This window comes from Allohoeflea poritis (genome assembly GCF_027889715.1).
GTDB classification, from domain to species: Bacteria; Pseudomonadota; Alphaproteobacteria; order Rhizobiales; family Rhizobiaceae; genus Hoeflea_A; species Hoeflea_A poritis.
The window spans coordinates 33558-57264 of record NZ_JAPJZH010000001.1 but is presented as its reverse complement, the minus strand read 5'-3'; the positions used below and the strand labels follow the sequence as shown (position 1 = coordinate 57264).

Here is a 23707-nt window from a genome sequence, read left to right as displayed (position 1 = left end):
TGAACACGATGAAAAAAACACTATTGGCAATAACGGCGGCAGCCGTGGTCAGCCTAGGCGCCACCGCGGCACAGGCCGCAACGAAGGTCTGTTTCGTTTATGTCGGCTCGAAGACCGACGGCGGCTGGACCCAGGCACATGACATCGGCCGCCAGGAACTCCAGGCCCACTTCGGCGACAAGATCGAAACGCCCTATTTGGAAAACGTTGCCGAGGGGCCGGATGCCGAACGCGCAATCGAGCGTTTCGCACGCTCGGGCTGCGAACTCATCTTCACGACGTCGTTCGGCTTCATGGAACCGACGCTCGATGTCGCCAAGAAATTCCCCGATGTGAAGTTCGAACACGCCACCGGCTACAAGACATCGGACAACGTCACCAGCTACAATTCGCGCTTCTATCAGGGCCGCTACATCCAGGGACAGATCGCTGGAAAGATCTCCAAGACAGGCGTCGCCGGATATATTGCATCCTTCCCGATCCCGGAAGTCGTGCGCGGCATCAACTCCTTCCTTCTCGGCGCCCAGTCGGTCAACCCTGATTTCAAGATCAAGGTTGTCTGGGTGAACTCCTGGTTCGATGCCGGCAAGGAAGCCGACGCCGCCAAGGCGCTGGTCGACCAGGGCGTCGACATCCTGACGCAGCACACCGACTCGACCGCACCGATGCAGGTCGCCGCCGAGCGCGGCATCAATGCCTTCGGACAGGCATCGGACATGATCGAAGCCGGCCCGAATACCCAGCTCACCGCGATCATCGACAGCTGGGGTCCGTACTACATCAAGCGGACACAGGCGATGATGGACGGCACCTGGAAATCCCAATCCACCTGGGACGGCCTGATCGACGGTATCCTGACCATGGCGCCCTACACCAACATGCCGGATGACGTGAAGCAGATGGCCATGGAAACCGAAGCCAAGATCACCAATGGCGAAATGCATCCGTTCACCGGCCCGGTCACCAAGCAGGATGGCTCCGAATGGCTGAAGGGCGGCGAGGTAGCGGATGACGGTACGCTGCTCGGCATGAATTTCTACGTCATGGGCGTGGATGACAAGCTGCCGCAGTAAAGCGCTTCTTGATGAACCGAAAAGGCGCCGCTAAGGCGCCTTTTCTGTTTCAGGATCCGGTTTCCAGGTTCCCTGCCGGAACGGGCACCGGCCGGCCGTTCTTGTCAACCGCAACGAAGGTGAACAGCGCGTCCGTGACCTTCTCGTGCTTGCCGTAGCGCTCGCGCAGAACCCATGCCTCCACATGGATCTTCATGGAAGTGCGGCCGATATGCTCGATATCGGTATAGACACAAACCACGTCGCCTACCTTGACCGGCCGGATGAACTTCATTGCCTCGATGGCGATCGTAACCACCCGCCCGCGCGCCCTTTGACCGGCTGCGATGCCGGCGGCAAAATCCATCTGCGAGACAACCCACCCACCGAATATGTCGCCGGCCGCATTGGTGTCAGCCGGCATCGCCATGGTGCGGATCGTCAGTTCTCCTTGCGGCTTTTCTTCGCTCATAGACAGCACTCCTGAACTGGATCAACAAGTATGCGGTCAATTGGCCGTCCGTACAATCTGGCTGCACCTGGGAACAGGCAAGTTTTCACGTAACAATATCCCGACAGCGTTGCAGTCATTGGAGTTCACAACTTTTGCGAATTCTGCTTTATTTAACCGGAGATTAGCAACCGGGCCTGGCAGAGCATTATCGGCACAGGTAAATCGTTGGAGGCGTTGATGGCGCTTGTTTCATGTCTGTCCACAGATACGTAATACGGCACATTCTGAGCTTATTTTGTGCCTGCGGCATTTTACTCGCAGGTTTGGGTGATTTGACACGGCCGGCATCGGCGGATCGGGTCGAAACATACTCAAGCGAAGAATACAAAGCCGACCTCACAAAAACCTATGAGTTGTTAAGGAAGCTGCATCCGAACCTGACCGCTCACAAGAGCTCAAAAGAACTCAAAACACTCTTCGAAGAACTGGTCACTGCGGCCGCTGACGGCAGCACGCGCGAAACAGTCTACATGGCAATTTCAGAGCTGGTGGGCTTTGTCTGCGACGAACACACCCAGGTCATTTACGGTGATCCGAACGAGACGGACCTGATCCCCCAAGGCTGGCCGTGGTTCACATATCCTTTGATGGTGAACGGCGGGAAGCTCTATATGCGGATCGTACTGAGCGGAAAAGCAGAGGAAGTTCTCGAGATCGAAGGTTTGTCGGGAAAGACCATTGCCGCAAACATATTAAAACGGGTTCCGATGGACGGCTGCGGCCGAGACAGTCACATCGATGTGAACGATACCCTCCCAATCAATGCAAGAATTGTCGCTGCTATGATCGGGGACAGAGACAAATATCACGTCAGGACTCGCAGCCTTGACAGAGAGACCATTCAAACCCGCGAAGTCGAACGCGCGGCTTCTTGGGAAACCCGGATGCTGTCGACCCGCAAGTTCAGATTGGACAGGAAGATCATAACGGGGGACCTGGTTGATCAGAAATTCGATCATCACAATGGTTTGTTGATAAAGGTCAGGGACGCCGACATCTACTACCGATATTCGACCAGCCGCAACCTGGCCTATGTCGGCATCGGGTCGTTCAAGGATTTCGAGCGTTCGGAAGAGGGCGTGGAATTGATCATGCGCGATATTATCGACCGCAGACCCGACGCGATATTCCTTGACCTGGTAGATAATCCCGGCGGATCAACGCACACGGGTCAGCACTTGATGGCATTTCTCCTGCCAAGGGCTCATCGCGTATTCAGCGAGGCCTATGTCAGGGACGTCTCTCGAAAAGTACCCGGCAATTTCAAGTATTTCGACGAGGAGGCGGAAAAGCGGAGGAAGTCGGACGCCAGATTTTTCCGGAAAGTCCGCAAGAAAGGCGGTGTGCGCAAGGCACCAATCCGCAAAAGGTCGTTTGGAAAACCGGACTACAAGGGGAAGATTTATGTTCTTGTCAGCCCGAGCAGCCGGTCCAACGCCATAAGGGTGGCCGCAACGCTGAAGAGGCTGAGAAAGGCCACCATTGTCGGCAGTGTTACGGGAACCAATGTTGTAACATCCTGCGCACGCGCCGAAGGCACCTATACGCTGGAACATACCGGCTTCCAGTTACGAATCCCGACAATCTGCTTCCGCACGAAAGAAAACCGCTTCAACGAGGAACACACGCTCGTCCCGGATATCATTGTTTCACCTTTGGATCGCATTGCCCGCAACTATAATTCCGCCGTCCTCAAAACGGCCCTGAAGCACTACGAAGAAACCCGCGAAAACGGGAACTGAACCCGCCAATCGTGGCCCGGCACGAGCAAAATCCTGCAAACAGGTTTCAAATGCCTTAGACTGGGTCCATGCCGAAGCCAAACCCGTATCGTCCATTCACACCCGATCCGGCGCAGATGGAATGCGCGCCTGCCATCTCGGGCAACAAGGTCAATGGACTTGGCGAGGAGGAATTCCGGCGCCCCGACATCGTCTATTGGGCGCCTGATCCGGATGCGATTCCCCACGGGCGGCTGCAGCGCTGGTTCTATACGGTCAATCCGGACGAGCCGGCAATCGTTGCGGAGCGCGCCGCACGCAAGCAGATCCTCGACGCGCCGCTGCCGGAGCTGTCGGAGCGGCGGGTGGAACGCACACCGGCCGACTGGACCGGAGCGCTGCAGCAATACATCTCGGCCGGCCACTGCGAGCAAGTCGGCGCAACGCCGCTTGACCGCGACTGGCTTTTCGATGGGCAGGACACACCGTTTTCGAATGTCGTCGTCATTGGCGTACAGCACAATTACGAAGCGATATCCGAGGCGCCCAGGCCGCGCGCCGGCGCCGAGGTCATGCGCCAGTACAGCCGGGCTGCCTTTGCCGCCAAGGCGATCGCCGGCTGGCTCCGGCGTTCCGGTTGGGATGCCGATCCTGTGACCGGCCCGATGGCCGGGAAGATCACGCTCATTCCACCGGCAATCGCCTGCGGTTTCGGTGAGCTCGGCAAGCACGGTTCATTGATCACGCCAGAGATGGGCGCGAGCTTCCGCCTGTCGGCGGTGCTGACGGACGCGCCATTCGAACCGACACCGCCGCAACCTTTCGGACTCGACGATTTCTGCATGAACTGCCGCATCTGCGAGGATGCATGCCCGCCAGAGGCAATCTTTGAGGAGAAACAGACCGTTCGCGGCAAGCAGAAATGGTATGTCGATTTCGACAAATGCCTGCCATTTTTCAACGAGACCCATGGCTGCGCCATCTGTATCGCAGAATGCCCGTGGAGCCGCCCGGGTGTCGGCGTGAAGCTTGCCGACAAATTGGCGCGCAGGGCGGGGCGGCTGACTGACCGGAGCGGGTCGCTTCGGCCAGACTGAAACAGCGGCGGCAAGCAGACTGTTGGGTTGTGTAGCCCTTCCACTGCAATCTATACTCAATGTAACAGATGTATCACTGCAGGTCGGGGCGGCGGATGAGTATTTGCCGCAACGGCCAATGGAAGGGGCCCATGTCTGACCGAAAATCGGATATTGCGGATGAAAATGATAAAACGTTAAGCGTTGACGCCGTCATCTCAGAGAAAGTGGACGCGGATGAGTACATAAAGCGACTGCTTCCTGCACACAGCGAGCACCAGAAGTATTTTTCCCGCCTGTGGGTTTTCAGTCTCGCACTGATATTCGTAACGGCGATGATTCAGATTCCTGAAGCAGGGACGCATTCCGCCTCACAACCCGTGCTCTTCGGCGTACCGCTGCCCTTGAAAACCTATTTGTACACTGTTCTGGTTTTCCTGATATTCTTCTCCGTTCCTTACTCTGCGGCCAGGCTTAGGTCGTCCGAAACGCACAACCTGATCACGGCATTGTCCATCCTACAGGGGAACAACAAGAAGCCCTTTTTGATAAAAATCAGGGTTGGCGACACCCCAAAACAAAAGCTGACAAAACACAAATACGTAACCGCCCTTATGGATGGTGGCGTACACTCGGTAAAAGCGATTTCGGACAACGCGTCACCATTTTTTCGGAGCGCGTCAAGGATCGCGAACAAATACATCATACACTTCGCGATCTGCTTCCTTCCCGTTATCGGTATCGTCGTAACCGTTGCAAAACTCTACGCGGCCATAAACGAAACCAACGGGTGTGGCATTGGTTCACATCTGGTTCTGAAGATATCGGATTGTGCAACCGACCGTTATCCGGCGGTTGACTATTTCGTGGATATGAATGGACCGCAGATGTTCTTCACTTTCCTGATTGCAATCGGCTTTTTCCTGGCCGTTGCATATTGCTGGAACGCCTATCGCAGCATTTTGCTAGGCATCAACATACAGACAAGCGGCCCGCGGCTTAAGGTCTGGTCGCATCATCCGACACTCCGCTACTTAAAGAAGAAGTTCCGGTGAATTTGTACAAATTCGATTGATGGTCAGTCTTGTGCTCCGTAGCATCCCTCTAGGCCCGGAACCACATTGGCTTTATTCACGTCGCCATCGGCCCATCGCATCACCCTTGGGTCCATGACGCGCCGCCACCACGGCGGAATAACCGCCATCACGAAGCAGCCCGGATAGCCGCTCGGAAGGCGCGGCAACGCCTCAAAGTCCCGAAGCGCCTGATAGGGGCGCAGCGGATTGGCGTGGTGGTCGGAATGGCGCTGCAAATGAAACAGCATCAGATTCGACACGATATGGTTCGTGTTCCAAGAATGCCGAGGCGCGCAAGGTTCATAACGCCCGTTCTCGCGCTTCTGCCGTTTCAGTCCGTAATGCTCCACATAATTTGCGAAGGTGAGTTGCAGCCACCCGGCAAAATGGTGGATCAACAGGAAGGGCAGCACGATCCAGCCAAGCGCGGCTATCAGCACAATCGCCACCGCGATGGCGATCGCATAGCCTTGGAGAATGTCGTTTCGGACGTTCCAGAAACCGTAGCCCTTCTTCTCCAACCGCGCGCGTTCAAGCCGCCAGGCGCGCAGCGCGGCACCGGGAATCTCGCGCAGGGCAAAGCCGTAGACGCTTTCGCCCAGACGGGCCGAGGCGCAGTCTTCCGGTGTCGCCACATAAGTGTGATGGCCACGATTGTGTTCGATGCAGAAGTGGCTGTAGCCGGTCAGTGCGCAGACCAACTTGCCGCCCCACTGGTCGAGCAGGTTCAGCTTGTGGCCGAGTTCGTGCCCGACGGCCAGACCGCCGCCTGATGCGGCGCCGGCGCTCAACGCCAGCGACACATAAGCCCAGGCCGGCAGGTCCGCAGTCGCTGCAACGATCGCGCAGATCAGGAAGCTGCCCCAAAGAACGGGAAGCGAGCAGAAGAGCAGCATCCGGTAATAATTGTCATGCGACAACTGCTCGACGACCGCCTCGGGCGGATTGTTCATATCCTCGCCAAAGGCGATATCAAGAAGCGGAACGGCCAGATAATAGAAGGCGAGGGGAACGAGCGACCAGAGCGGCTGCCCGCTCCAGGAAAGCATCGCCGCCGACAGTCCGGGCACGGCGGGCGACAGCACGGAGGCCCACCAAAGGTGCCGTTTCGTGTCGTGATACGAAACGTTTTCACCGTCCTTCGAAACCGCGACGAATATCATGTCCGAATGCCCTCAGCCTCCCAAGGGCTGAAAGATAGCATAGGAATAAATGATGTGTCGTGATTTACGGGCGCTGCGGTGGAGGTTGAAATCAGAGGAGCGTGCGGGCGTCATTCCGCCAGTGTCAGGATTTCATCCAGAGGCTTCTTCATCTTTGCCACTTTCGGCACTTTGGCATCTTCGCTCGGGTGACCAACCGCCACGATCATAATCGGCTTTTCGTGCTCGGGCCGACCGAGCATACCGGTGAGGAACTTCATCGGGTTGGGCGTATGCGTCAATGTCACGAGACCGGCGTGATGCAGCGCGGCGAGCAGAAAACCGGTGGCAATGCCCGTGCTTTCCGGAACGTAGTAATTCTTGAAGCGCTCACCGTCTTCGAAATACCCCCATTTCTGAGCGAACACGACAATCAGCCAGGGCGCGTCTTCAAGATGGGGTTTGACATCGTTGGTTCCGATCGGCTCCAACGCCTTCAACCACTCATCCCCCGCACCACCATCATAAAACCGTCGTTCTTCCTCTTCAGCGGCCTCCCGTATCTTCTTTTTGAATTCGGGGTTTGAGATGGCAACGAAATGCCAGGGCTGGTGGTTTGCGCCGGAGGGCGCGGTGCCCGCGGTTCGGATACAGTTTTCGATCACCTCCCGGGAGACCGGCCGCGTGGAATAATCCCGCACCGTGTGGCGCCGCTTCATCTTGTCATGGAATGCTTCGGCCGCCGCCAACATCTGTTCATCGGTCAGATTGGCTCGGTCGGGCAAATCCACGGCTTCATACTCGATATGCTCGCGTGCAAACATCTGTTTTGTGTCCCTAGTCTTTTGTTCTGCGCTTTGTGGCTTGCCCCGTGGTGCGCGGAGCGGAAAAATCCGCTTCGGGTTCCAGCTTTCCGCCGGGGTTTGGCACATCGGATGTGAAGGCCGCATCCCAATCGCCCAGCTTCTCGGCCCGGTCATCCCAGGCGTCCAGCGATTCCTCATCGCGGTACATTGCAAAGGGACGCAGTGTGCTTTCATAGAAATCCACCTGCGCATGGGTGCGGTATTGCATGGGCTGGTAACCGTTCCAGTGGAGCGACTGCGACAGCGGCCTGCGGTATCGGCGGTTTTGCGTGGCGGCCGGATAGCCGATGGGGATCGTGCCATAGGCGCGCATCCATTCAGGATATCCCAACACGTTGGACAATTCCTTGTTGATGATCGCTTCACCGCCGCCAGACAACCAGGCACTGGTCAGCCCTTCGGCGGCAACCCCCAACTGGATGTTCTGAATGGCCGCGCCGATGGAATTCAGAAAAATCACCTCGTTGTTGTCGCGATACTCTGCCTCCCAGCCTTTGGATGTCGGTTGCGGAAAGCACACCTTCCAGCGCGGATCTCCAAGAACGATGACAATTGCCACCGTGTTGGCAAGATAAGTTTTCTTGACAGCCGGAAAGCCCTTGGCGTGATCGACCAAACGTTGAGCCTGACGCAGGAACACCTCGGTCACCCTGTCGCGCAGTGCGGGCTGATCCACGACGATAAAGTCAAAACACTGCACATTGGCACCGGACGGGGCCCAACGCCCGCAATCCACGATCCGCTCCAGAACATCCCGGCCAATCTGATGGCCCGGTTCGAATTTGCGTACGCTTCTGCGCTTGCGAATGATGTCCTGGAAAAGTGGTTCTGACATGCGGTTTCCTCCCGTTCTTTGCATCGCAAAATCACAAAGCACGCGCAATCCGGCGTTCCGGATCAATGAGGATAATGGAAAATTCCGGAAACGACACGAGACATGTGGTCAGCGCGCGCCTCTGAATGCGGGGATTGTTGAAGTTCTGTGACCGGAACGGACCCTTGAGACTTTGGCGGAGGAGGTGGGATTCGAACCCACGAGACGGTCTCCCGCCTGCCGGTTTTCAAGACCGGTGCCTTCAACCACTCGGCCACTCCTCCGGACGCGCCTTCTTGCGACAAGTCGATGGGATTTTCAAGATGGCGCCCGGCAAAAATTGTCAGGCGGGCGATTTGTCGGCGAAGCTTTCACCGGCCATTAACCAAGATCGGACGTATTCGATTCAAATGCCGTCAAACGGCCATGATGACGGGCTGAAAGGATTTCATCAGCGCGCCTTTTGAGGCATGATGCAATTTCCGCCATTAAGGCATTGGGATTCAAGCCTATTTGGTGTATGTAAACCTCAGCAGTTCTGCGTTCAGCGAAATCGGAATGAAAAAATTGATGCGAAACGGTTTTGCAAAACCCAGATCCGGCCCGGGACGCGACCGCGCGAAAACCGGCGCACTGACGCATTTCCTTCGTTTCGGTTTGGTGATTTCCGCCGGCATCGCGCTGACTGCCTGTGGCGGCAACCCGGAAAACCGCGCTGAAATCAACAACAAGACGAAGTTCACGTCCAAGGACTATGGCGTTTCCGCCAGCAAGCGCGTGACGACATCCAAGAAAGTCCGCAAGGGCGGCGGGACCTACAAGATCGGAAAGCCCTACAAGGTCAAGGGACGCTGGTTCCATCCGAAGGAAGAAAAAGACTACGACAAGCGCGGATATGCTTCGTGGTACGGCCCGAACTTCCACGGCCGGCTGACAGCCAATGGCGAGATTTACGACCAGTACCACTTGTCCGCCGCGCACCCGACATTCCCGCTTCCGAGCTATGCGCGCGTCACCAATACGAAAAACGGCCACTCCGTCATCGTACGGGTCAATGACCGCGGACCGTTCGCAAAGGGACGCATCATCGACGTGTCGAGCAAGACCGCCGATATTCTTGACATGAAGCAGGAAGGTGTCGCGAAGGTCCGTGTGCAGTATATCGGCAAGGCGCGCATGGACGGCCAGGACATGCGCTACCTCATGGCATCCTTTACAAAGGACGGCCGCCGCACGCCGATTCCGGGGACCGATACCGGCCGTTCCGGGGTGATGCTGGCACTCAACAGGTCGAGGAAGCCCGCCGACAGCGTTTTCAACACCGACGAAGTCAGGGTCGCATCCGCCGCTATCCCGGCAGGTTCGTCGAGTGTTTCACTGGCGCCGCCAAGCAGCGATGCCGCGATCAAGGGCGGAAGGCTCCCGACAATCGCCGAAATCGAACTTCCCCGGTTCGGGCCTGTACCCAGGGAACGTCCTTCTCATGTCCCCGCACTGGCCGGAAACACGCCGGGATCCTCTCCGGCGCTGGCTTCCTATGCGCAAAGGCGGGTGGAACAACAGTCCAGGACGCCGTTCCGCGTACTGTTTTCCGGCAACAGCCAGATGACCGGCGACATGGTCGCCGCCTCCTGGAAGCGCAGAAATCTCTGAACGTTTAACCCTTCGCAAGGATCGTCGTTGATCGGCGCCTGCACGGTTGCTAACCTTCCGTGCAGGGGTACTGCGTAGTCAGGGATTCGGGATTCATGAACAGGCTGTTCGGGGCTTTCTTTTTCGCAACCGCGTTGTTTGCGGTCATCATCTTGCCGGGCGCCGCCGCCGCGCAGATATTCGAGACCAAGGCCAAGCAGGCCTATCTCATCGAAGCCGAGACCGGCACCGTCCTGTTCGCCAAGAACGAGAACGATCTCATTCCGCCGGCCTCGCTTGCCAAGCTGATGACCATGGAAATGGTCTTCAACGCACTGAAGATCGGCCGGCTTTCCCTCGAGGATGAATTTCAGGTTTCCGAAAATGCCTGGCGAACCGGAGGCGCGGTGTCCGGGACCTCGACGATGTTTGCCGAAATCAACTCCTCAATCCCGCTGGCGGATCTGATCCGGGGCGTCATCGTCCAGTCGGGCAACGACGCATGCATTGTCATCGCGGAGGGCATGGCAGGCTCGGAGACCAACTTCGCCGAGATGATGACGGAACGGGCAAGAAGCCTCGGGCTTGAGAAGTCGGTATTTGCCAACTCGACCGGGCTGCCGCATCCCGATGCGCGCGTCACGGTTCGGGAACTGGTAATACTCGCCCGCCACATCCAGCAGACCTATCCGGAGTACTATGCAATCTATTCCGAGCTGGACTTCACCTGGAACAAGATTTTCCAGCGCAACCGCAATCCTCTGCTGCGGGCCAATATCGGCGTCGATGGACTGAAGACCGGTTTCACAGAGGAGTCCGGCTACGGCATTGTCAGTTCCATCGAACGCGACGGTCGCCGTCTCTTCCTCGCGATGAGCGGCATGAGCAGCATCAAGGAGCGCGCGGAAGAGGCGCGGAAGATCCTGGAATGGGGCCTTCGCTCCTTTGAAAAACGCGAACTGTTTTCCGAGGGCGAGATCATCGGCAACGCCTCCGTCTATGGTGGCGAACAATCGAAAGTGGCGCTGATGGCGGGCGGGCCCGTCAATATATTCGTGCCAGTGACCAATGCTGACCGGCTGAAGGCGCGCATAGTCTATAACTGGCCGTTGGCGGCGCCGGTCGACGAAGGACATCCGGTCGGCGTGCTGAATGTCTGGATCGGCGATACGCTCAGCCAGCAAACGCCGCTTTACGCAGCCGAGGCAGTTCCCAAGGGCCCGCTGCACAAACGCGCCTTCGATGCGCTCCAGGAACTGATGCTGTTCTGGTTGTAAACACCGCACGGGGCCTTAGGCTGTGGTGACCCTTTAACCTTTGTGCCGGTTTGTCCAGATTTGTTCAGGATCGGTTTATGAGGAGGAAGGACATGCTGTTGCATATTCGACGACGAATGGGCCGATCGTGGGCAAATCCGGGAAAATCCCTACGGGACGAGGCACATTTCGCCCCTGGACGTCGTTGCGCAATGCTTGAAGTGGCGCACACTGCGGCGCATTTCGCGCCTTGCCAGGAACGAAATGTGCCACGCCGGCGCATAGGTTAAAGGGTCACCACAGCCTAACGCACCCTATGCAACTTTGTTTGTCTGGACGCGTGATAAAAAGCCCCGTAATAACGGTGCCGGAACGGCTAGGAACAGGCTTCTTTGAAGGGACATTTCATAACATTTGAAGGCGGCGAGGGCGCCGGCAAATCGACGCAGATCCAGTATCTCGCCGAAGCCCTGAAAGCGCGCGGCTACGATGTGGTCATTACGCGAGAGCCCGGCGGCTCGCCCGGAGCTGAGGCTGTCCGCCACGTTCTCTTGTCCGGCGGCGCGGAAGAGTTTGGCGTCCGCATGGAAGCCATCCTGTTCGCAGCCGCGCGAAGCGACCATGTCGAGGAACTGATCCGCCCCGAGGTGGAGGCCGGAAAAATCGTGCTGTGCGACCGTTTCATGGACTCCTCGCGCGTCTATCAGGGTGTCACCGGTGGGCTGGAGCCTGATTTCATCAGGTCGCTCGAACGCATAGCGATCAACGGTATGATACCGGACCTGACGATCATCCTGGACCTTCCGGCCGAGGTCGGCCTTTCAAGAGCCCGCGCACGCGGTGACGACCAGGGAATAAAGCCGGACCGCTATGAAAAAGAAGCCCTGGCCGTTCAGGAAAAGAGGCGCGACGCTTTCCTGGACCTTGCGGCCCGGGAACCCCAACGGTGCAAGGTGATCGATGGCACCCAGCCGGCCGATGCCATTGCCCAGGAGATCGAGAAGCTGGCTTTCACGTTGCTGGGCGACCACACGCCCAACGGCGCCGACCACGCCGAAGCCGAACCGTCATGAGTGGCGGTACGAACATACTGGACGGCGCGATCCCGCCCGCGGAAAACACGCGCTTCTTCGGCCATGAGACGGTGGCCGATTTCCTCGCTGAAAGCTACCGTTCGGGCCGTCTGCACCATGCCTTGCTGCTTGAGGGTCCGGAAGGGATCGGCAAGGCGACTCTGGCCTACCGTTTTGCCTACCACATATTGACCAATCCCGATGCGGACCGGGCACCACATTCGCTGGAGGATCCCGACCTCGGCTCTCCGCTTCTGCGACAGCTGGCCGGCGGTGCTTCCCATAATCTGTTGCACCTGTCGCGTCCGTTGGACGTCAAATCAGGCCGCGTCAAATCGGCCATAACGGTCGATGAGGTGCGCCGCGCCGGACATTTTCTTTCGCAGACCTCGGGCACCGGCGGTTGGCGGATCGTTATCATCGATCCGGCGGACGACATGAACCGCTCGGCTGCGAACGCGATCCTGAAAATCCTCGAGGAACCACCAAGGAAAACACTGTTTCTGGTGCTGTCGCATGCACCCGGCAAACTTCTGCCGACCATCCGCTCGCGGTGCATGCCGGTACGCCTCGAACCGCTCACGCAGGAACAGTTAAAGCAGGGTCTTGACCATCTCGGCCTGACCGCGCACCAGGACCCGTCGATCATCGACGCCGTTGCGCAGAACGCCGGCGGAAGCCTGTCCAACGCCATATTGCTCTTGAACTATGGCGGCCTGGAAATCGCCGAGACTTTCGAGCAAATCCTGCAAGCGGGCGAGGGGGCTTCGCGGAGCCAGATTCACGCACTGGCCGATTCACTCACCGCCAGGGACCGTGAAATGGCCTATACCTTCTTCTGTCGCTATGCGCTCGACAAGGTGGTGGACCTTGCCCGAAAAGCGGCATTGGCCGAACGGCTGCCGGCCGCCGACCACTGGGCCTCGACCGCGGGCGCGCTGCAGGAAAACCTTGCCATCGCCGATGGTTACAATCTCGATCGCAAGCAAACGGTTCTGTCCGTCTTTTCTTCGCTGTTTCGAATGCCGGCGGCATAGCCAGCGTGTTTTTTTTGCCGTATGACGGCACCAAACCTGTAGCCGAATGGGTTACGCAACAACCGAAAAGATGAAACGAAACGAATGAGCGACTCCAACCGCTTTTACATAACAACGGCTATTTCCTATCCCAACGGCAAGCCGCATATCGGTCACGCCTACGAGCTGATCGCAACGGACGCACTGGCGCGCTTTCAGCGCCACGACGGAAAGGACGTCTATTTCGTCACCGGAACGGACGAGCACGGCCAGAAGATGCTGCAGACTGCTCGCAAGGAAGACCTGCCGGTCCAGGAATTTGCCAACCGGAATGCGGCGGAATTCAAGCGCATGGCCGAGGTGCTGAACGCATCGAACGACGATTTCATCCGCACATCCGAAGATCGCCACCACCAGGCAAGTCAGGCAATCTGGCAGAAGATGGTCGATGCCGGCGACATCTACAAGGACAGCTATGCAGGCTGGTACTCCGTCCGCGAGGAGGCCTACTACCAGGAAGGCGAAACGGAGCTGCGGGACGACGGTGTTCGTTACGGACCGCAGGGCTCGCCCGTCGAATGGGTCGAGGAAGAAAGCTATTTCTTCCGCCTGTCAGCCTATCAGGATCGACTCCTCAAGCTCTATGAAAAGCAGCCTGATTTCATCGGGCCCGATGCGCGCAGAAACGAGGTTGTTTCGTTCGTTAAATCCGGCCTGAAGGACCTGTCGGTGTCGCGAACGACTTTCGACTGGGGCATCAAGGTCCCGGACGCCGACGGCCATGTCATGTATGTCTGGGTGGATGCGCTGACGAATTACATCACGGCGCTCGGATATCCCGATACCGACAATCCCCTGTGGGACTACTGGCCCGCCATCCACATTATCGGCAAGGACATTATCCGCTTCCATTCGGTTTACTGGCCGGCCTTCCTCATGTCCGCCGGGATCGAGCTGCCGAAGCGCGTCTATGCGCATGGTTTTCTGTTCAACCGCGGTGAGAAGATGTCCAAGTCGGTCGGCAATGTGGTCGATCCTTTCTCCATGGTCGAACATTACGGGCTCGATCAGGTGCGCTACTTCTTCCTGCGCGAGGTTCCGTTCGGGCAGGACGGCAATTACAGCCATGAGGCGATTGCAGGACGCATCAATTCCGACCTCGCCAATGATCTCGGCAATCTCGCACAGCGTTCATTGTCGATGATCGCCAAGAACTGCGACGGCCAGGTGCCGCAGCCCGGAGAATTGTCGGACGCGGATCGCGCCATGCTGGACGCGGCAGACGCTCTGCTGAAGGAGACCCGCGCGGCAATGGACCGTCAAGCCGTCCACAGCGCACTCGCGTCCATCTTCGCCGTCGTTTCAGAGGCCAACCGCTATTTTGCGAGCCAAGAACCATGGGCGCTGAAGAAGACCGATCCCGAGCGTATGGGAACCGTGCTTTACGTGACGGCGGAGGTAATCCGTCAGGTTGCCATTCTTTGTCAGCCCTTCATGCCGGATTCGGCTTCCAGGCTGCTTGATGTCATTGCCATAGACGCCGGCGAGCGTGATTTCGACAGGCTGGGCGGGGCAGGGCGGCTCACATCCGGAGCGGCCCTTCCGAAGCCCCAGCCGGTCTTTCCGCGTTATGTGGAAGAGGAAAAATCAGAGTAGCCGGACCATGCTCGTCGACAGCCACTGCCATCTCGATTTTCCGGACTTCGATGCCGAGCGCGACGCAATCGTTGCGCGGGCGGAGGCAGCCGGGGTCGGGCGCATGGTCACGATCTGCACGCGGGTCGCCAGGTTCGACCGTATCCGGGAAATCGCAGAGACCTATGAGAACGTCTATTGCTCGGTCGGCACGCACCCGCACAATGCCGACGAGGAACTGGATGTGACGCCAGACGATCTTGTGCGCCTGAGCCAGCATCCGAAGGTCGTGGCAATCGGCGAGGCCGGTCTGGACTATTATTACGACAACGCGCCGCGGGACGCGCAGGCGACCGGATTGCGCAACCACATCGCCGCCGCACGCGAGACCCGGCTTCCGCTGGTCATTCACGCACGCGATGCCGACGACGATATGGCTGCGATTCTGGAAGAGGAAAGCGCAAAGGGCGCCTTTCCCTTCGTCCTGCACTGTTTTTCATCCGGCGCGGAACTGGCACGGACCGGGATCGCACTTGGCGGTTATGTTTCCTTTTCCGGCATTCTGACCTTCAAGCGCTCCGACGCACTGCGCGACATCGCGAAAGACCTTCCCGTTGAACGGCTGTTGGTCGAAACCGATGCCCCTTATCTGGCGCCGCCGCCGCATCGCGGACAGCGCAACGAACCCGCCTATGTCGTCCACACGGCGCAGGTTCTCGCCGATACGCTGGGCATATCCGTCGATGCACTTTGGCAGCAGACAACCGAGAATTTCTTTCGGCTCTTTTCCAAGGCACCGAAGCCGGAAAACGGCGCATGATTGTCACACAGCGTTTCACCATTCTGGGCTGCGGTTCATCGCCCGGCGTGCCGCGCATAACGGGCGACTGGGGTGCCTGCGATCCAACAAACCCGAAGAACAGACGCCTTCGGGCCTCATTGCTGATCGAACAGACCATAGCCAATGGGGAAACAACGAGCGTTGTCATTGACACCGGCCCGGATTTCCGCACCCAGATGATCGCTGCGGGGGCCAAACGGCTCGACGCCGTGGTCTATTCGCATCCCCATGCCGATCACATCCATGGCATCGACGATCTGCGCAGTTACGTCTTCGCGCAGCGCAAACGCATGCCGGTATACGCCGACAAGCAGACCATGCAGCGCCTGCGGGAGGGCTTCGACTACTGTTTCGAAACACCGCAGGGCAGCAATTATCCGCCTATTGTCGACGGCTATCTCATCGGCGACACCAACGATCCGGTCGTCATTGACGGGGAGGGGGGACCGATCTCCCTGCTCCCGTTCGAACAGATTCATGGCGACTCGACGTCCCTGGGTTTCCGCATCGGCGATCTGGCCTATTGCAGCGACGTAAGCGGCTTCCCGGATACCACGGTGCCAAAGCTTCAGGGCCTCAAGGTGCTGATCATCGACGCCTTGCAGTACAAGCGCCATCCAAGCCATCTGTCCCTCAGCGAAGCACTTGAATGGATCGAACGGCTGAAACCGAAGAAGGCGGTGCTCACCCACATGCATATTCCGCTCGACTACGACACCGTTGCGCGGGAAACGCCGGATCATGTTGTCCCGGCCCATGATATGATGATCCTTGAGCAGACAATGGAGATTGCCCGTGACTGACATGGCCGGCGACACACCCAAACGTTCAAGCATGGACCGCGTTCGCGACAGCGCCGGGGAGCTGGGTCTCGACATCGAGATCAAGCGCATGGACCAGTCGACACGCACGGCACAGGAAGCCGCCGACGCATGCGGGTGCGACGTCAGCCAGATCGTCAAATCCTTGATCTTCGACAACGCGGCAGACGGAAATCTCATATTATTACTTGTTGCTGGTAATAATAATGCTGATCTCGATCATCTGTCCGGGAGCTACGGTTTGAAACTGCAACGGTGCGACACGCGCAAGGTCCGCAACGAGACCGGTTTCGCCATCGGCGGTGTAGCGCCCATAGGCCATATCAAACCGATCAGAACCTGCGTCGACAGGACGTTGCTGGGCCATGACACCGTATGGGCGGCCGCCGGCCGTCCGGACAGTGTCTTCAGTGTCGACCCCAAGGCGCTGGTCGCGGCAATTGATGCTGAGATCATCACTGTAATACCGTAGCCGCCCGGGACGCTCTCGCCATGCATTGGAAATTCTGGCTGCCTATACTTGCAATTCCGGTCATCTACCTGGCGGTGGCGCTTTCGCTTACACTGATAAGACCGGAAGTTGGCAGTGCCGGCAGCCTGAATTTCGAACGGCTGATTTCATCCGATAATACCGTCGAGCCGACGCCGTTGCAGACCTTCGAAACGCGAGACGGGCAGGCGCTTTCCTTCGCGCATTATCCGTCGGACAGCAATCTGAAGGTGATCCTCCTGCACGGATCCGGCTACCATGGCGCCTATCTGGCGCCTCTCGCCGACTATCTGGCGTCAACTGGCATTGGGGATGTCTATGTGCCGAATGTGCGCGGTCATCTCGGCTCCGGCAACAGACGCGGCGACATTGACTATATCGGCCAGCTCGAGGACGATATCGACGAAGTGGCGGCGCTGATCCTTCAGGAAAATCCCGACGCCCGGATCTGTATCGGCGGTCATTCATCCGGCGGCGCGCTTGCCATGCGCTACGCATCCGGCGAATACGGTTCGCTGATTTATTGCTTCTTCGGTCTTGCACCGTTTCTCGGACCCGACGCGCCGACAATACCGGAAACCGATTCCGGCTGGGCGCACATTTCGCTGCCGCGAATCATAGGACTGTCGATGCTGAACACTGTCGGCATCCACGCGCTCGACGGTCTCGAGACGATCCGCTTCAATCTGCCGGAACCATATCGCGACGGCACCGAGACGCTTGGATATTCCTGGCGGCTGATGACGAATTTTGCGCTCAACCGCGACTTTGAAAAAGACGTCGCAGGACTGCCTGGCGAATCCATCGTCTTTGTGGGAAGCGATGACGAAGCGCTGAACGCCGAAGCCTTTGTGCCGTTGTTCAGCAGACTGGACAAACAGGTCCAGGTGATCGACGGCCTCGATCATTTCGGCATCGTGCTCGACGAAGGCGTCATGCAGCGTCTTGGCGACTGGCTCGCGCAGCACTAGGCCCGCAAATCACAGTATCAGCCTATATCAATTAGTTCCATAATCTATCTTATGCGATCTTTGTTGGTGCATCCGAGCGAACCACACGCAATGACCGCTCCGCGTCTGTGGATTGTCAGTCACTTCCCGCTTACCGCTGTCCTTGCCCGGACCGTTCCGTTAAAGATGCCGCCATGGAACCATCACGCAATATCTCCCGTCTGATCGAAATCATGGCCGCGCTACGCGATCCGGAAACCGGCTGCCCCTGGGACGTCGAGCAGGATTTCCAGTCGATCAAGCCTTACACGATCGAGGAAGCCTACGAAGTGGCCGACGCAATCGAACGCGGCGACCTCGACGATCTGTGCGACGAACTCGGCGATCTGCTGTTGCAGGTCGTTTTTCACGCGCGCATGGCCGAGGAGCGCAAGGCGTTCGATTTCGGCGATGTTGTCCAGGCCATCACGCGCAAGATGATCCGGCGTCACCCGCACGTCTTCGCGGTCTCGGCCGCCGACACGCCGGACGGCGTCAAGGTCCAATGGGAAGAGATCAAGGCCGCCGAAAAAGAAGAGCGCGCCGAACGGCGCCGCCAGAGCGGTAAGGAAGAGGGCGAGGCGGCCGGCCTGCTGGGCAGCGTGCCGCGTGCCCTGCCCGCGCTCTCCGAAGCGATCAAGCTGCAGCACAAGGCCGCCAGGGTCGGCTTCGACTGGAGCGAGGCAGCGCCTGTACTCGACAAGATCGAAGAAGAAATCGCCGAGTTGAGAACCGCCCTGGCGAAAGGTGAACGGGACAAGGTCAGCGACGAGTTCGGCGACCTTGTTTTCGCGCTGGTCAATCTCGGACGCCATGTCGATGTCGATCCGGAAATGGCGCTGCGCGCAACCAACGCGAAATTCCGGCGGCGCTTTTCCTACATCGAAAAGGGTCTTGCCGAGGCCGGTGAAGATCTTGAGGGTGCTACGCTTGAACGCATGGAAGCGTTATGGGGCGAGGCAAAGGCTCACGATTGAGTCCTGCCCCTCAACCGGCAATCCTGCGACGTTCGAATTCCGCCATTTCGTGCTGGGTGATCTCAAGGTCCAATGCCACGCTGCCGTCTTCCCGGTCCTGCCGGTCAAGGACACTGGCGTGATCGTAAAGCCACGCCATGTGCGACAGTTCGCGCGGACGCAACACCACGGTCTCGCTTAACAGCGTACCGGACAGTGTTTCCTCGATCAGCGCGAGCAGGCCATCGATCCCCTCGCCCGTCATCGCCGAAACGGCCGCGACGTGGTCCGAGGCGGCGGATTTGCCGGTCATGTCCTGGGCCGATTCTGTCGGAAGAAGATCGATCTTGTTCCACACCTCGATGATCTCCGTGGATCGCGAACCCGGCGTATTGACTCCAAGTTCATCGAGGATGCGCAGCACATCCGCACAATGCGCCTGGTTGTCCGGATCGGACATGTCGCGCACATGCAGGATCAGATCCGCTTCCAGAACCTCCTCCAGCGTTGCCCTGAAGGCCGCCACAAGATGCGTGGGCAGGTCGGAGATGAAGCCGACCGTATCGGACAGGATCACCATGCGTCCGTGCGGCAGCGTCATGCGACGCAGCGTCGGATCGAGCGTTGCGAACAGCATGTCCTCGGCAAGGACATCGGCGCCGGTGATCTTGTTGAACAGGGTTGATTTGCCGGCATTCGTATAACCGACGAGGGCGACGACCGGATGCGGCACCTTCTTCCGCTTGGCGCGGTGCAGATGCCGGGTCCGCCTCACCTGCTCCAGCTCGCGTTCAAGCCGCACGATCTTGTCCTGGAGTATGCGGCGGTCGGCCTCGATCTGCGTTTCGCCGGGGCCGCCCATGAAGCCGGCGCCGCCGCGCTGGCGCTCGAGGTGGGTCCAGCTGCGCACAAGCCGGCCTTTCTGGTAATTCAGATGGGCAAGCTGAACTTGCAGCACACCTTCCTTCGTGGAGGCACGCCGTCCGAAGATTTCAAGAATTAGGCCGGTTCGGTCGATGACCTTGGCTTTCCAAGCCTTTTCCAGGTTGCGCTGCTGCACTGGCGAGAGCGGGTGGTCGACAATGACAAGACCGGCATCGAGACTGACCACGAGCCCGGCAATCTCGTCGACCTTGCCGGAACCGATCAGTGTCGCCGGCCGCACCGCGTTCAGCAACACGGTGTCGGCATGCACGACCTCGAGCTCGATCGCCTCGGCCAAGCCGACGGCTTCAGCCAGCCGCGTTTCACCGGGCCTCGACAGACGTGCGGCCTGATCGCCGGAGGATGCGGATGTGGCGGATTTCAAAACCGGCACGATGACAAGCACGCGGGTTGCGTCCCCTCGCCCGTCCGTGTCCGTCTGGTTGTTTCCTATGCCGGCTTCGTGTCTGCTTTGATCAGCCTTCACGGCTCGCTTCTTCGCCTTCAAACATCTGTATAGGCTGGCCTGGCATTATCGTCGAAATCGCGTGCTTGTAGACAAGCTGCGAGTGGCCATCACGGCGCAGCAGAACACAGAAATTGTCAAAAGATGTGACCACGCCCGTCAGTTTGACACCGTTGATAAGGAATATCGTAAGCGGTACCTTTTGTTTTCTGACAGTATTGAGAAATTGGTCCTGCAGATTCTGAGAACGCTCCGCCATCGCGCCAGTTTTCCTTGTCCTTACCGGTTTTTTCTTCTTGTACGGCTGTACCTGAACTCCATTGCGGGGCTAGATTTTCATAGCAGCAAGCTGTCTTCCGAGTACACACCACTTTGTTGGTTATCAAATCAACAACTAATCCGCAATCTTAAAAACGGTCCGCGTTCCGCTATGGTTGAACATACGTAACCCGCCCCTCTATCGGTTGTACCAGTAGCGCACATTCAGAACCGCAAATATGACAAGCACCTCCAATCGGCCGATGGTCATAAGCAGGATTGAAATCACATAAGTCACCTCATGCGGCAGCGCCTGAAATGTCGGCCAGTCATGCAGCGTCGCATCGCTCGCAAGCGGCCTCAGCGCATCATAGACCGGGCTGGCGTTTGAGAAGAAAGAGACAGACATGACAATTGCGGCCTCGAAACCGGTAGCGGTCAGCGCGAGCAGCATGGCGCCCGTGCCGACGACCAGCACCGCGATGATGAAATAGGTCCAGATGGCCTGCATCGATCGGCGGTCGATCAGAAGATCACCGAAACGGTGACGGTCGACGCTGTTGGGATAGATCAGCCGGTTGAGCTCGGCGATTGTATAGACCCACATGGCGCCGATACGGAAAACCTTCACGCCGCCGGATGTCGAATAGACCCCCGCCCCGACAAAGATGATTGCCAGCACCACGATACCGGGCAGCAGTGCGATAACGCCCGGACGCGTCTCGATTCCGCTCGTTGCAATCAGCGAAGACGCGGTGAAGAAACCCTCTTGCAGCGCCGCAAGCAGGCCTTCGCGGATGCTCCCGCCGGAAACCTCCAGGATCCGTGCCGCATAGGCAACCGAAAGCGCTACAATAACGCCGACGACGATAACCGCCTCCAGATTGTTCTGGAATATCCGCGCAGGTCTTCGCAAGATGTTGCGGCGCCAGAAGACGCTCATCGTCCCCAGACACAGGCCAAGTGCCATGATCATCGCCGCTCCCCGGCCGATATTCTCTTCAAGAGGTCCGGCAAAGGGCAGGAACCCGCCCGTCGCAGCGGAAATCATGCTCAGCATCATTGCGTTCAGCGGCGTAACGCCGAACACCATCAATCCGAAGAAAACCAACCCCGTGATCAGCGCGTATTGAAGCGCCAGCGCGCTGTAGGTTTCCAGCCGGAACAGCCCGTGATCGGGACTGGCGCTCAACATGCGGCTTCCCGTGGTCTGCAACCCGCCGAAGCCAGCCGGGGCCAGCACGTGGACAATCGAGGCAAGCGCCAGAAATCCGCCATACCATTCCGTGGAGCTGCGCCAGAACAAAAGACCGGCCGGTGCGTTCTCCCGGATGATGACAGATGCGCCGGATGTCGTTAGCGCGCCAACGGCCTCGAACCAGGCCGGCAGGAAAGGAAGTTCCGCAAGGACAACGTAGAACAAGCCGCCGATCAGCGGCGTCACGGCCCACACGCCGACCAGCGCCAGATAGGTAAAGGCGCGTTCCGTCTTCTTAACCCTGCCAGACAGCGCCGTGATGACGGCAACGGCCACAAAGCTGCCCACGGCAAATAAAAGCAGCATATCGGTCGCCAGGGCGACTTCCGAATGCGCCGCGGCCACGAGGATTGCCGGTACCAGCAGTGCAAGCAGTCCGGAAACCGCCATTGTTATCAGGAACAGCGCCCCCGCCATGGCGACTAAAAGAATTCCAGGCTGACGCGGAACAATTGCTCGACGTGACGCACGGAATCCGCCTTTGCAAGCAGCACGACACGGTCGCCGGTCTTGATCTTGCTGTCGCCGTCCGGACGCATGACGGTTCCGTCGCGATACAGCGCGCCCAGCCGGATGCCGTGCGGCAGATCGAGATCCCTCAGCTCCGTGCCGACAATCGGCGAGGTCTCCAGTGCTTCGGCCTCGATGACCTCGGCCGCGCCCTGCTGAACACTGTGCACCGCAAGGATGCGTCCACGCCGCACATGCTGCAGAATACGGGAAATCGTCACCGCCCGCGGATTGACCGAAGCGTCGATACCGAGGGTCTTGGTGAAATCCAGAAACGCGGGGCTGTTGATGAGCGTCAGGTTCGCCTTGCAGCCCAGCCGTTTGGCCATGACGCTGGAAAGAATATTGACCTGGTCGTCATTGGTCAGCGCGACCATCAGGTCTGCGTCCTGAATGTCCGCCTCCACAAGAATCTGCTGATCCAGCGAAGAGCCGTTGAGCACGACGGTGCGGCTGAGTTCATCGGCGATGGTGACGGCCCTGTCGCGATCGTACTCGATAATCTTGACCTTGGTGCGCGGCTGCCGCTCCTCGATGGTCTTGGCGACGAAGTAACCGATATTGCCGCCGCCTGAAATGACGATACGGGTCGCTTCTGGCTCCTCATGGCCGAACAGGCCGAGGGTACGCCGAACATGGTTGCGGTCGCATATGACGAATGCCAGATCTCCGGTGATCAATTGATCGGACGAGTGCGGCACAATCAGATTGCCGTCACGCCAGACGCCGACCACCGTCGCGGTAAGGTCCGGGAACAGATCGCTGAGCTGTTCGAGCGGAGTGTTCACCACCGGACAGTCTTCCAGGCACTCGATCGCAACCATGGTGATTGAATCGTCCGAGAACCGCACGGCGTCATTGGCTCCGGGGAGCGCAATCCGCCGCAGCACCATCTGCCCGACCTCGATCTCCGGCGAGATGATGACGTCGATCGGCATGTGCTCGCGCGAAAACAGGTCAGAATAGTGCGAGGCGAGATAGCTCTGCGCCCGGATGCGGGCGATCTTGGTCGGCACATTGAACAAGGAATGCGCCACCTGACAGGCCACCATGTTGATTTCATCGTAGAGGGTGACGGCGATGATCATGTCAGCCTGGTCAGCGCCGGCCTGCGCCAACACTTCCGGATGCGCGCCATGACCCACATAGCCGCGCACATCCAGCGACTCGCGAATGGCGTGAATCAGGGGCGGCGAGGTATCGATAACCGAAACATCATTGTCTTCTGTGGAAAGGCGCTCGGCGATGCCGTAACCGACCCGCCCTGCCCCGCAGATGATGACCTTCATGCCGTTCGGTCCTTGGTAAGTATTCGTCCCTT

Annotated in this window: 23 protein-coding genes and 1 tRNA gene; 15 read left to right on the top strand and 9 right to left on the bottom strand. The window is 58.6% G+C overall.

The genetic code is table 11. The features are described 5' to 3' along the window. The first annotated feature begins 8 nt into the window (after positions 1-8). The gene (locus tag OOZ53_RS00265) at positions 9-1073 is read left to right on the top strand and encodes a BMP family ABC transporter substrate-binding protein (RefSeq protein WP_271087269.1); all 1065 of its coding nucleotides are present in this window, start codon (positions 9-11) and stop codon (positions 1071-1073) included. A 49-nt stretch (positions 1074-1122) separates the two neighbouring features. On the opposite strand, the gene OOZ53_RS00260 is transcribed toward OOZ53_RS00265, so the two are convergent. Then, complete coding sequence (locus OOZ53_RS00260; RefSeq protein WP_271087268.1) at positions 1123-1524, bottom strand: acyl-CoA thioesterase; 402 nt, start codon at positions 1522-1524, stop codon at positions 1123-1125. A gap of 233 nt (positions 1525-1757) precedes the next feature. On the opposite strand from OOZ53_RS00260, the gene OOZ53_RS00255 reads away from it, so the two are divergent. The 3 genes from OOZ53_RS00255 to OOZ53_RS00245 all read left to right on the top strand — a co-directional run bounded on the left by OOZ53_RS00255 (position 1758) and on the right by OOZ53_RS00245 (position 5418). Next, complete coding sequence (locus tag OOZ53_RS00255; protein ID WP_271087267.1) at positions 1758-3308, top strand: S41 family peptidase; 1551 nt, start codon at positions 1758-1760, stop codon at positions 3306-3308. Positions 3309-3376: 68 nt separating this feature from the next. Continuing rightward, positions 3377-4384, top strand: coding sequence for a 4Fe-4S dicluster domain-containing protein (locus OOZ53_RS00250; RefSeq protein WP_271087265.1), 1008 nt, complete (start codon positions 3377-3379; stop codon positions 4382-4384). Between the two features lie 131 nt (positions 4385-4515). After that, positions 4516-5418: a hypothetical protein gene (locus OOZ53_RS00245; protein WP_271087264.1), complete on the top strand. Its 903-nt coding sequence runs from the start codon at positions 4516-4518 to the stop codon at positions 5416-5418. Between the two features lie 23 nt (positions 5419-5441). Here OOZ53_RS00245 and OOZ53_RS00240 read toward each other — a convergent pair whose 3' ends face one another. The 4 genes from OOZ53_RS00240 to OOZ53_RS00225 form a co-directional block, all read right to left on the bottom strand. After that, entirely contained in the window at positions 5442-6602 is a 1161-nt protein-coding gene (locus OOZ53_RS00240) for an alkane 1-monooxygenase (protein ID WP_271087263.1), read from the bottom strand. A 110-nt stretch (positions 6603-6712) separates the two neighbouring features. Beyond that, positions 6713-7405 carry a nitroreductase family protein gene (locus tag OOZ53_RS00235; RefSeq protein ID WP_271087262.1) on the bottom strand — a complete coding sequence of 231 codons (693 nt, stop codon included), beginning with the start codon at positions 7403-7405 and terminating at the stop codon, positions 6713-6715. Positions 7406-7418: 13 nt separating this feature from the next. Next, positions 7419-8282, bottom strand: coding sequence for a nitroreductase family protein (locus OOZ53_RS00230; protein ID WP_271087261.1), 864 nt, complete (start codon positions 8280-8282; stop codon positions 7419-7421). A 173-nt stretch (positions 8283-8455) separates the two neighbouring features. After that, positions 8456-8545, bottom strand: a tRNA-Ser gene (locus OOZ53_RS00225). A gap of 12 nt (positions 8546-8557) precedes the next feature. Here OOZ53_RS00225 and OOZ53_RS00220 point away from each other — a divergent pair. The 11 genes from OOZ53_RS00220 to mazG all read left to right on the top strand — a co-directional run bounded on the left by OOZ53_RS00220 (position 8558) and on the right by mazG (position 18991). Further along, positions 8558-8728: a hypothetical protein gene (locus tag OOZ53_RS00220; RefSeq protein WP_271087260.1), complete on the top strand. Its 171-nt coding sequence runs from the start codon at positions 8558-8560 to the stop codon at positions 8726-8728. A 91-nt stretch (positions 8729-8819) separates the two neighbouring features. Then, complete coding sequence (locus OOZ53_RS00215) at positions 8820-9914, top strand: septal ring lytic transglycosylase RlpA family protein (RefSeq protein ID WP_271087259.1); 1095 nt, start codon at positions 8820-8822, stop codon at positions 9912-9914. A gap of 95 nt (positions 9915-10009) precedes the next feature. After that, entirely contained in the window at positions 10010-11170 is a 1161-nt protein-coding gene (locus tag OOZ53_RS00210; protein ID WP_271087258.1) for a D-alanyl-D-alanine carboxypeptidase family protein, read from the top strand. A 371-nt stretch (positions 11171-11541) separates the two neighbouring features. Continuing rightward, entirely contained in the window at positions 11542-12222 is a 681-nt protein-coding gene (gene tmk, locus OOZ53_RS00205) for a dTMP kinase (protein ID WP_271087257.1), read from the top strand. After that, the gene (locus OOZ53_RS00200) at positions 12219-13259 is read left to right on the top strand and encodes a DNA polymerase III subunit delta' (RefSeq protein WP_271087256.1); all 1041 of its coding nucleotides are present in this window, start codon (positions 12219-12221) and stop codon (positions 13257-13259) included. The genes tmk and OOZ53_RS00200 overlap by 4 nt, the downstream gene beginning before the upstream one ends. A gap of 84 nt (positions 13260-13343) precedes the next feature. Then, complete coding sequence (metG, locus tag OOZ53_RS00195) at positions 13344-14894, top strand: methionine--tRNA ligase (RefSeq protein WP_271087255.1); 1551 nt, start codon at positions 13344-13346, stop codon at positions 14892-14894. A gap of 7 nt (positions 14895-14901) precedes the next feature. Then, entirely contained in the window at positions 14902-15693 is a 792-nt protein-coding gene (locus OOZ53_RS00190) for a TatD family hydrolase (protein ID WP_271087254.1), read from the top strand. Continuing rightward, entirely contained in the window at positions 15690-16517 is an 828-nt protein-coding gene (locus tag OOZ53_RS00185; protein ID WP_271087253.1) for an MBL fold metallo-hydrolase, read from the top strand. The genes OOZ53_RS00190 and OOZ53_RS00185 overlap by 4 nt, the downstream gene beginning before the upstream one ends. Before the next feature lies 1 nt (position 16518). Continuing rightward, on the top strand, positions 16519-17007 hold the full coding sequence (locus OOZ53_RS00180; RefSeq protein ID WP_271087827.1) for a YbaK/EbsC family protein: 489 nt from the start codon (positions 16519-16521) through the stop codon (positions 17005-17007). A gap of 20 nt (positions 17008-17027) precedes the next feature. Beyond that, positions 17028-17996 carry an alpha/beta hydrolase gene (locus OOZ53_RS00175; protein WP_271087252.1) on the top strand — a complete coding sequence of 323 codons (969 nt, stop codon included), beginning with the start codon at positions 17028-17030 and terminating at the stop codon, positions 17994-17996. Between the two features lie 173 nt (positions 17997-18169). Then, positions 18170-18991 (top strand): nucleoside triphosphate pyrophosphohydrolase, encoded by an 822-nt coding sequence (gene mazG, locus OOZ53_RS00170; RefSeq protein ID WP_271087251.1) that lies wholly within the window; start codon positions 18170-18172, stop codon positions 18989-18991. Positions 18992-19001: 10 nt separating this feature from the next. On the opposite strand, the gene hflX is transcribed toward mazG, so the two are convergent. From hflX to trkA, 4 genes are all read right to left on the bottom strand, one after another. Continuing rightward, the gene (hflX, locus tag OOZ53_RS00165; RefSeq protein ID WP_271087826.1) at positions 19002-20348 is read right to left on the bottom strand and encodes a GTPase HflX; all 1347 of its coding nucleotides are present in this window, start codon (positions 20346-20348) and stop codon (positions 19002-19004) included. Positions 20349-20370: 22 nt separating this feature from the next. Continuing rightward, positions 20371-20619: an RNA chaperone Hfq gene (gene hfq, locus OOZ53_RS00160; RefSeq protein WP_136657327.1), complete on the bottom strand. Its 249-nt coding sequence runs from the start codon at positions 20617-20619 to the stop codon at positions 20371-20373. A 198-nt stretch (positions 20620-20817) separates the two neighbouring features. Continuing rightward, positions 20818-22293, bottom strand: coding sequence for a hypothetical protein (locus OOZ53_RS00155; RefSeq protein ID WP_271087250.1), 1476 nt, complete (start codon positions 22291-22293; stop codon positions 20818-20820). Between the two features lie 5 nt (positions 22294-22298). Beyond that, entirely contained in the window at positions 22299-23675 is a 1377-nt protein-coding gene (gene trkA / locus OOZ53_RS00150; RefSeq protein WP_271087249.1) for a Trk system potassium transporter TrkA, read from the bottom strand. Between the last annotated feature and the right edge of the window lie 32 nt (positions 23676-23707).

What these genes read in the sequence shown, in the direction of transcription:
- OOZ53_RS00200 (WP_271087256.1), top strand. Translation starts at nt 12,219, where the DNA reads ATGAGTGGCGGTACGAACATACTGGACGGCGCGATCCCGCCCGCGGAA.
- metG (WP_271087255.1), top strand. Translation starts at nt 13,344, where the DNA reads ATGAGCGACTCCAACCGCTTTTACATAACAACGGCTATTTCCTATCCC.
- OOZ53_RS00260 (WP_271087268.1), bottom strand. Translation starts at nt 1,524, where the DNA reads ATGAGCGAAGAAAAGCCGCAAGGAGAACTGACGATCCGCACCATGGCG.
- OOZ53_RS00230 (WP_271087261.1), bottom strand. Translation starts at nt 8,282, where the DNA reads ATGTCAGAACCACTTTTCCAGGACATCATTCGCAAGCGCAGAAGCGTA.
- OOZ53_RS00185 (WP_271087253.1), top strand. Translation starts at nt 15,690, where the DNA reads ATGATTGTCACACAGCGTTTCACCATTCTGGGCTGCGGTTCATCGCCC.
- hfq (WP_136657327.1), bottom strand. Translation starts at nt 20,619, where the DNA reads ATGGCGGAGCGTTCTCAGAATCTGCAGGACCAATTTCTCAATACTGTC.
- OOZ53_RS00235 (WP_271087262.1), bottom strand. Translation starts at nt 7,405, where the DNA reads ATGTTTGCACGCGAGCATATCGAGTATGAAGCCGTGGATTTGCCCGAC.
- OOZ53_RS00180 (WP_271087827.1), top strand. Translation starts at nt 16,519, where the DNA reads ATGGCCGGCGACACACCCAAACGTTCAAGCATGGACCGCGTTCGCGAC.
- OOZ53_RS00265 (WP_271087269.1), top strand. Translation starts at nt 9, where the DNA reads ATGAAAAAAACACTATTGGCAATAACGGCGGCAGCCGTGGTCAGCCTA.
- OOZ53_RS00250 (WP_271087265.1), top strand. Translation starts at nt 3,377, where the DNA reads ATGCCGAAGCCAAACCCGTATCGTCCATTCACACCCGATCCGGCGCAG.
- OOZ53_RS00155 (WP_271087250.1), bottom strand. Translation starts at nt 22,293, where the DNA reads ATGGCGGGGGCGCTGTTCCTGATAACAATGGCGGTTTCCGGACTGCTT.
- trkA (WP_271087249.1), bottom strand. Translation starts at nt 23,675, where the DNA reads ATGAAGGTCATCATCTGCGGGGCAGGGCGGGTCGGTTACGGCATCGCC.
- OOZ53_RS00215 (WP_271087259.1), top strand. Translation starts at nt 8,820, where the DNA reads ATGAAAAAATTGATGCGAAACGGTTTTGCAAAACCCAGATCCGGCCCG.
- OOZ53_RS00245 (WP_271087264.1), top strand. Translation starts at nt 4,516, where the DNA reads ATGTCTGACCGAAAATCGGATATTGCGGATGAAAATGATAAAACGTTA.
- mazG (WP_271087251.1), top strand. Translation starts at nt 18,170, where the DNA reads ATGGAACCATCACGCAATATCTCCCGTCTGATCGAAATCATGGCCGCG.
- OOZ53_RS00255 (WP_271087267.1), top strand. Translation starts at nt 1,758, where the DNA reads ATGTCTGTCCACAGATACGTAATACGGCACATTCTGAGCTTATTTTGT.
- OOZ53_RS00210 (WP_271087258.1), top strand. Translation starts at nt 10,010, where the DNA reads ATGAACAGGCTGTTCGGGGCTTTCTTTTTCGCAACCGCGTTGTTTGCG.
- OOZ53_RS00240 (WP_271087263.1), bottom strand. Translation starts at nt 6,602, where the DNA reads ATGATATTCGTCGCGGTTTCGAAGGACGGTGAAAACGTTTCGTATCAC.
- OOZ53_RS00190 (WP_271087254.1), top strand. Translation starts at nt 14,902, where the DNA reads ATGCTCGTCGACAGCCACTGCCATCTCGATTTTCCGGACTTCGATGCC.
- OOZ53_RS00175 (WP_271087252.1), top strand. Translation starts at nt 17,028, where the DNA reads ATGCATTGGAAATTCTGGCTGCCTATACTTGCAATTCCGGTCATCTAC.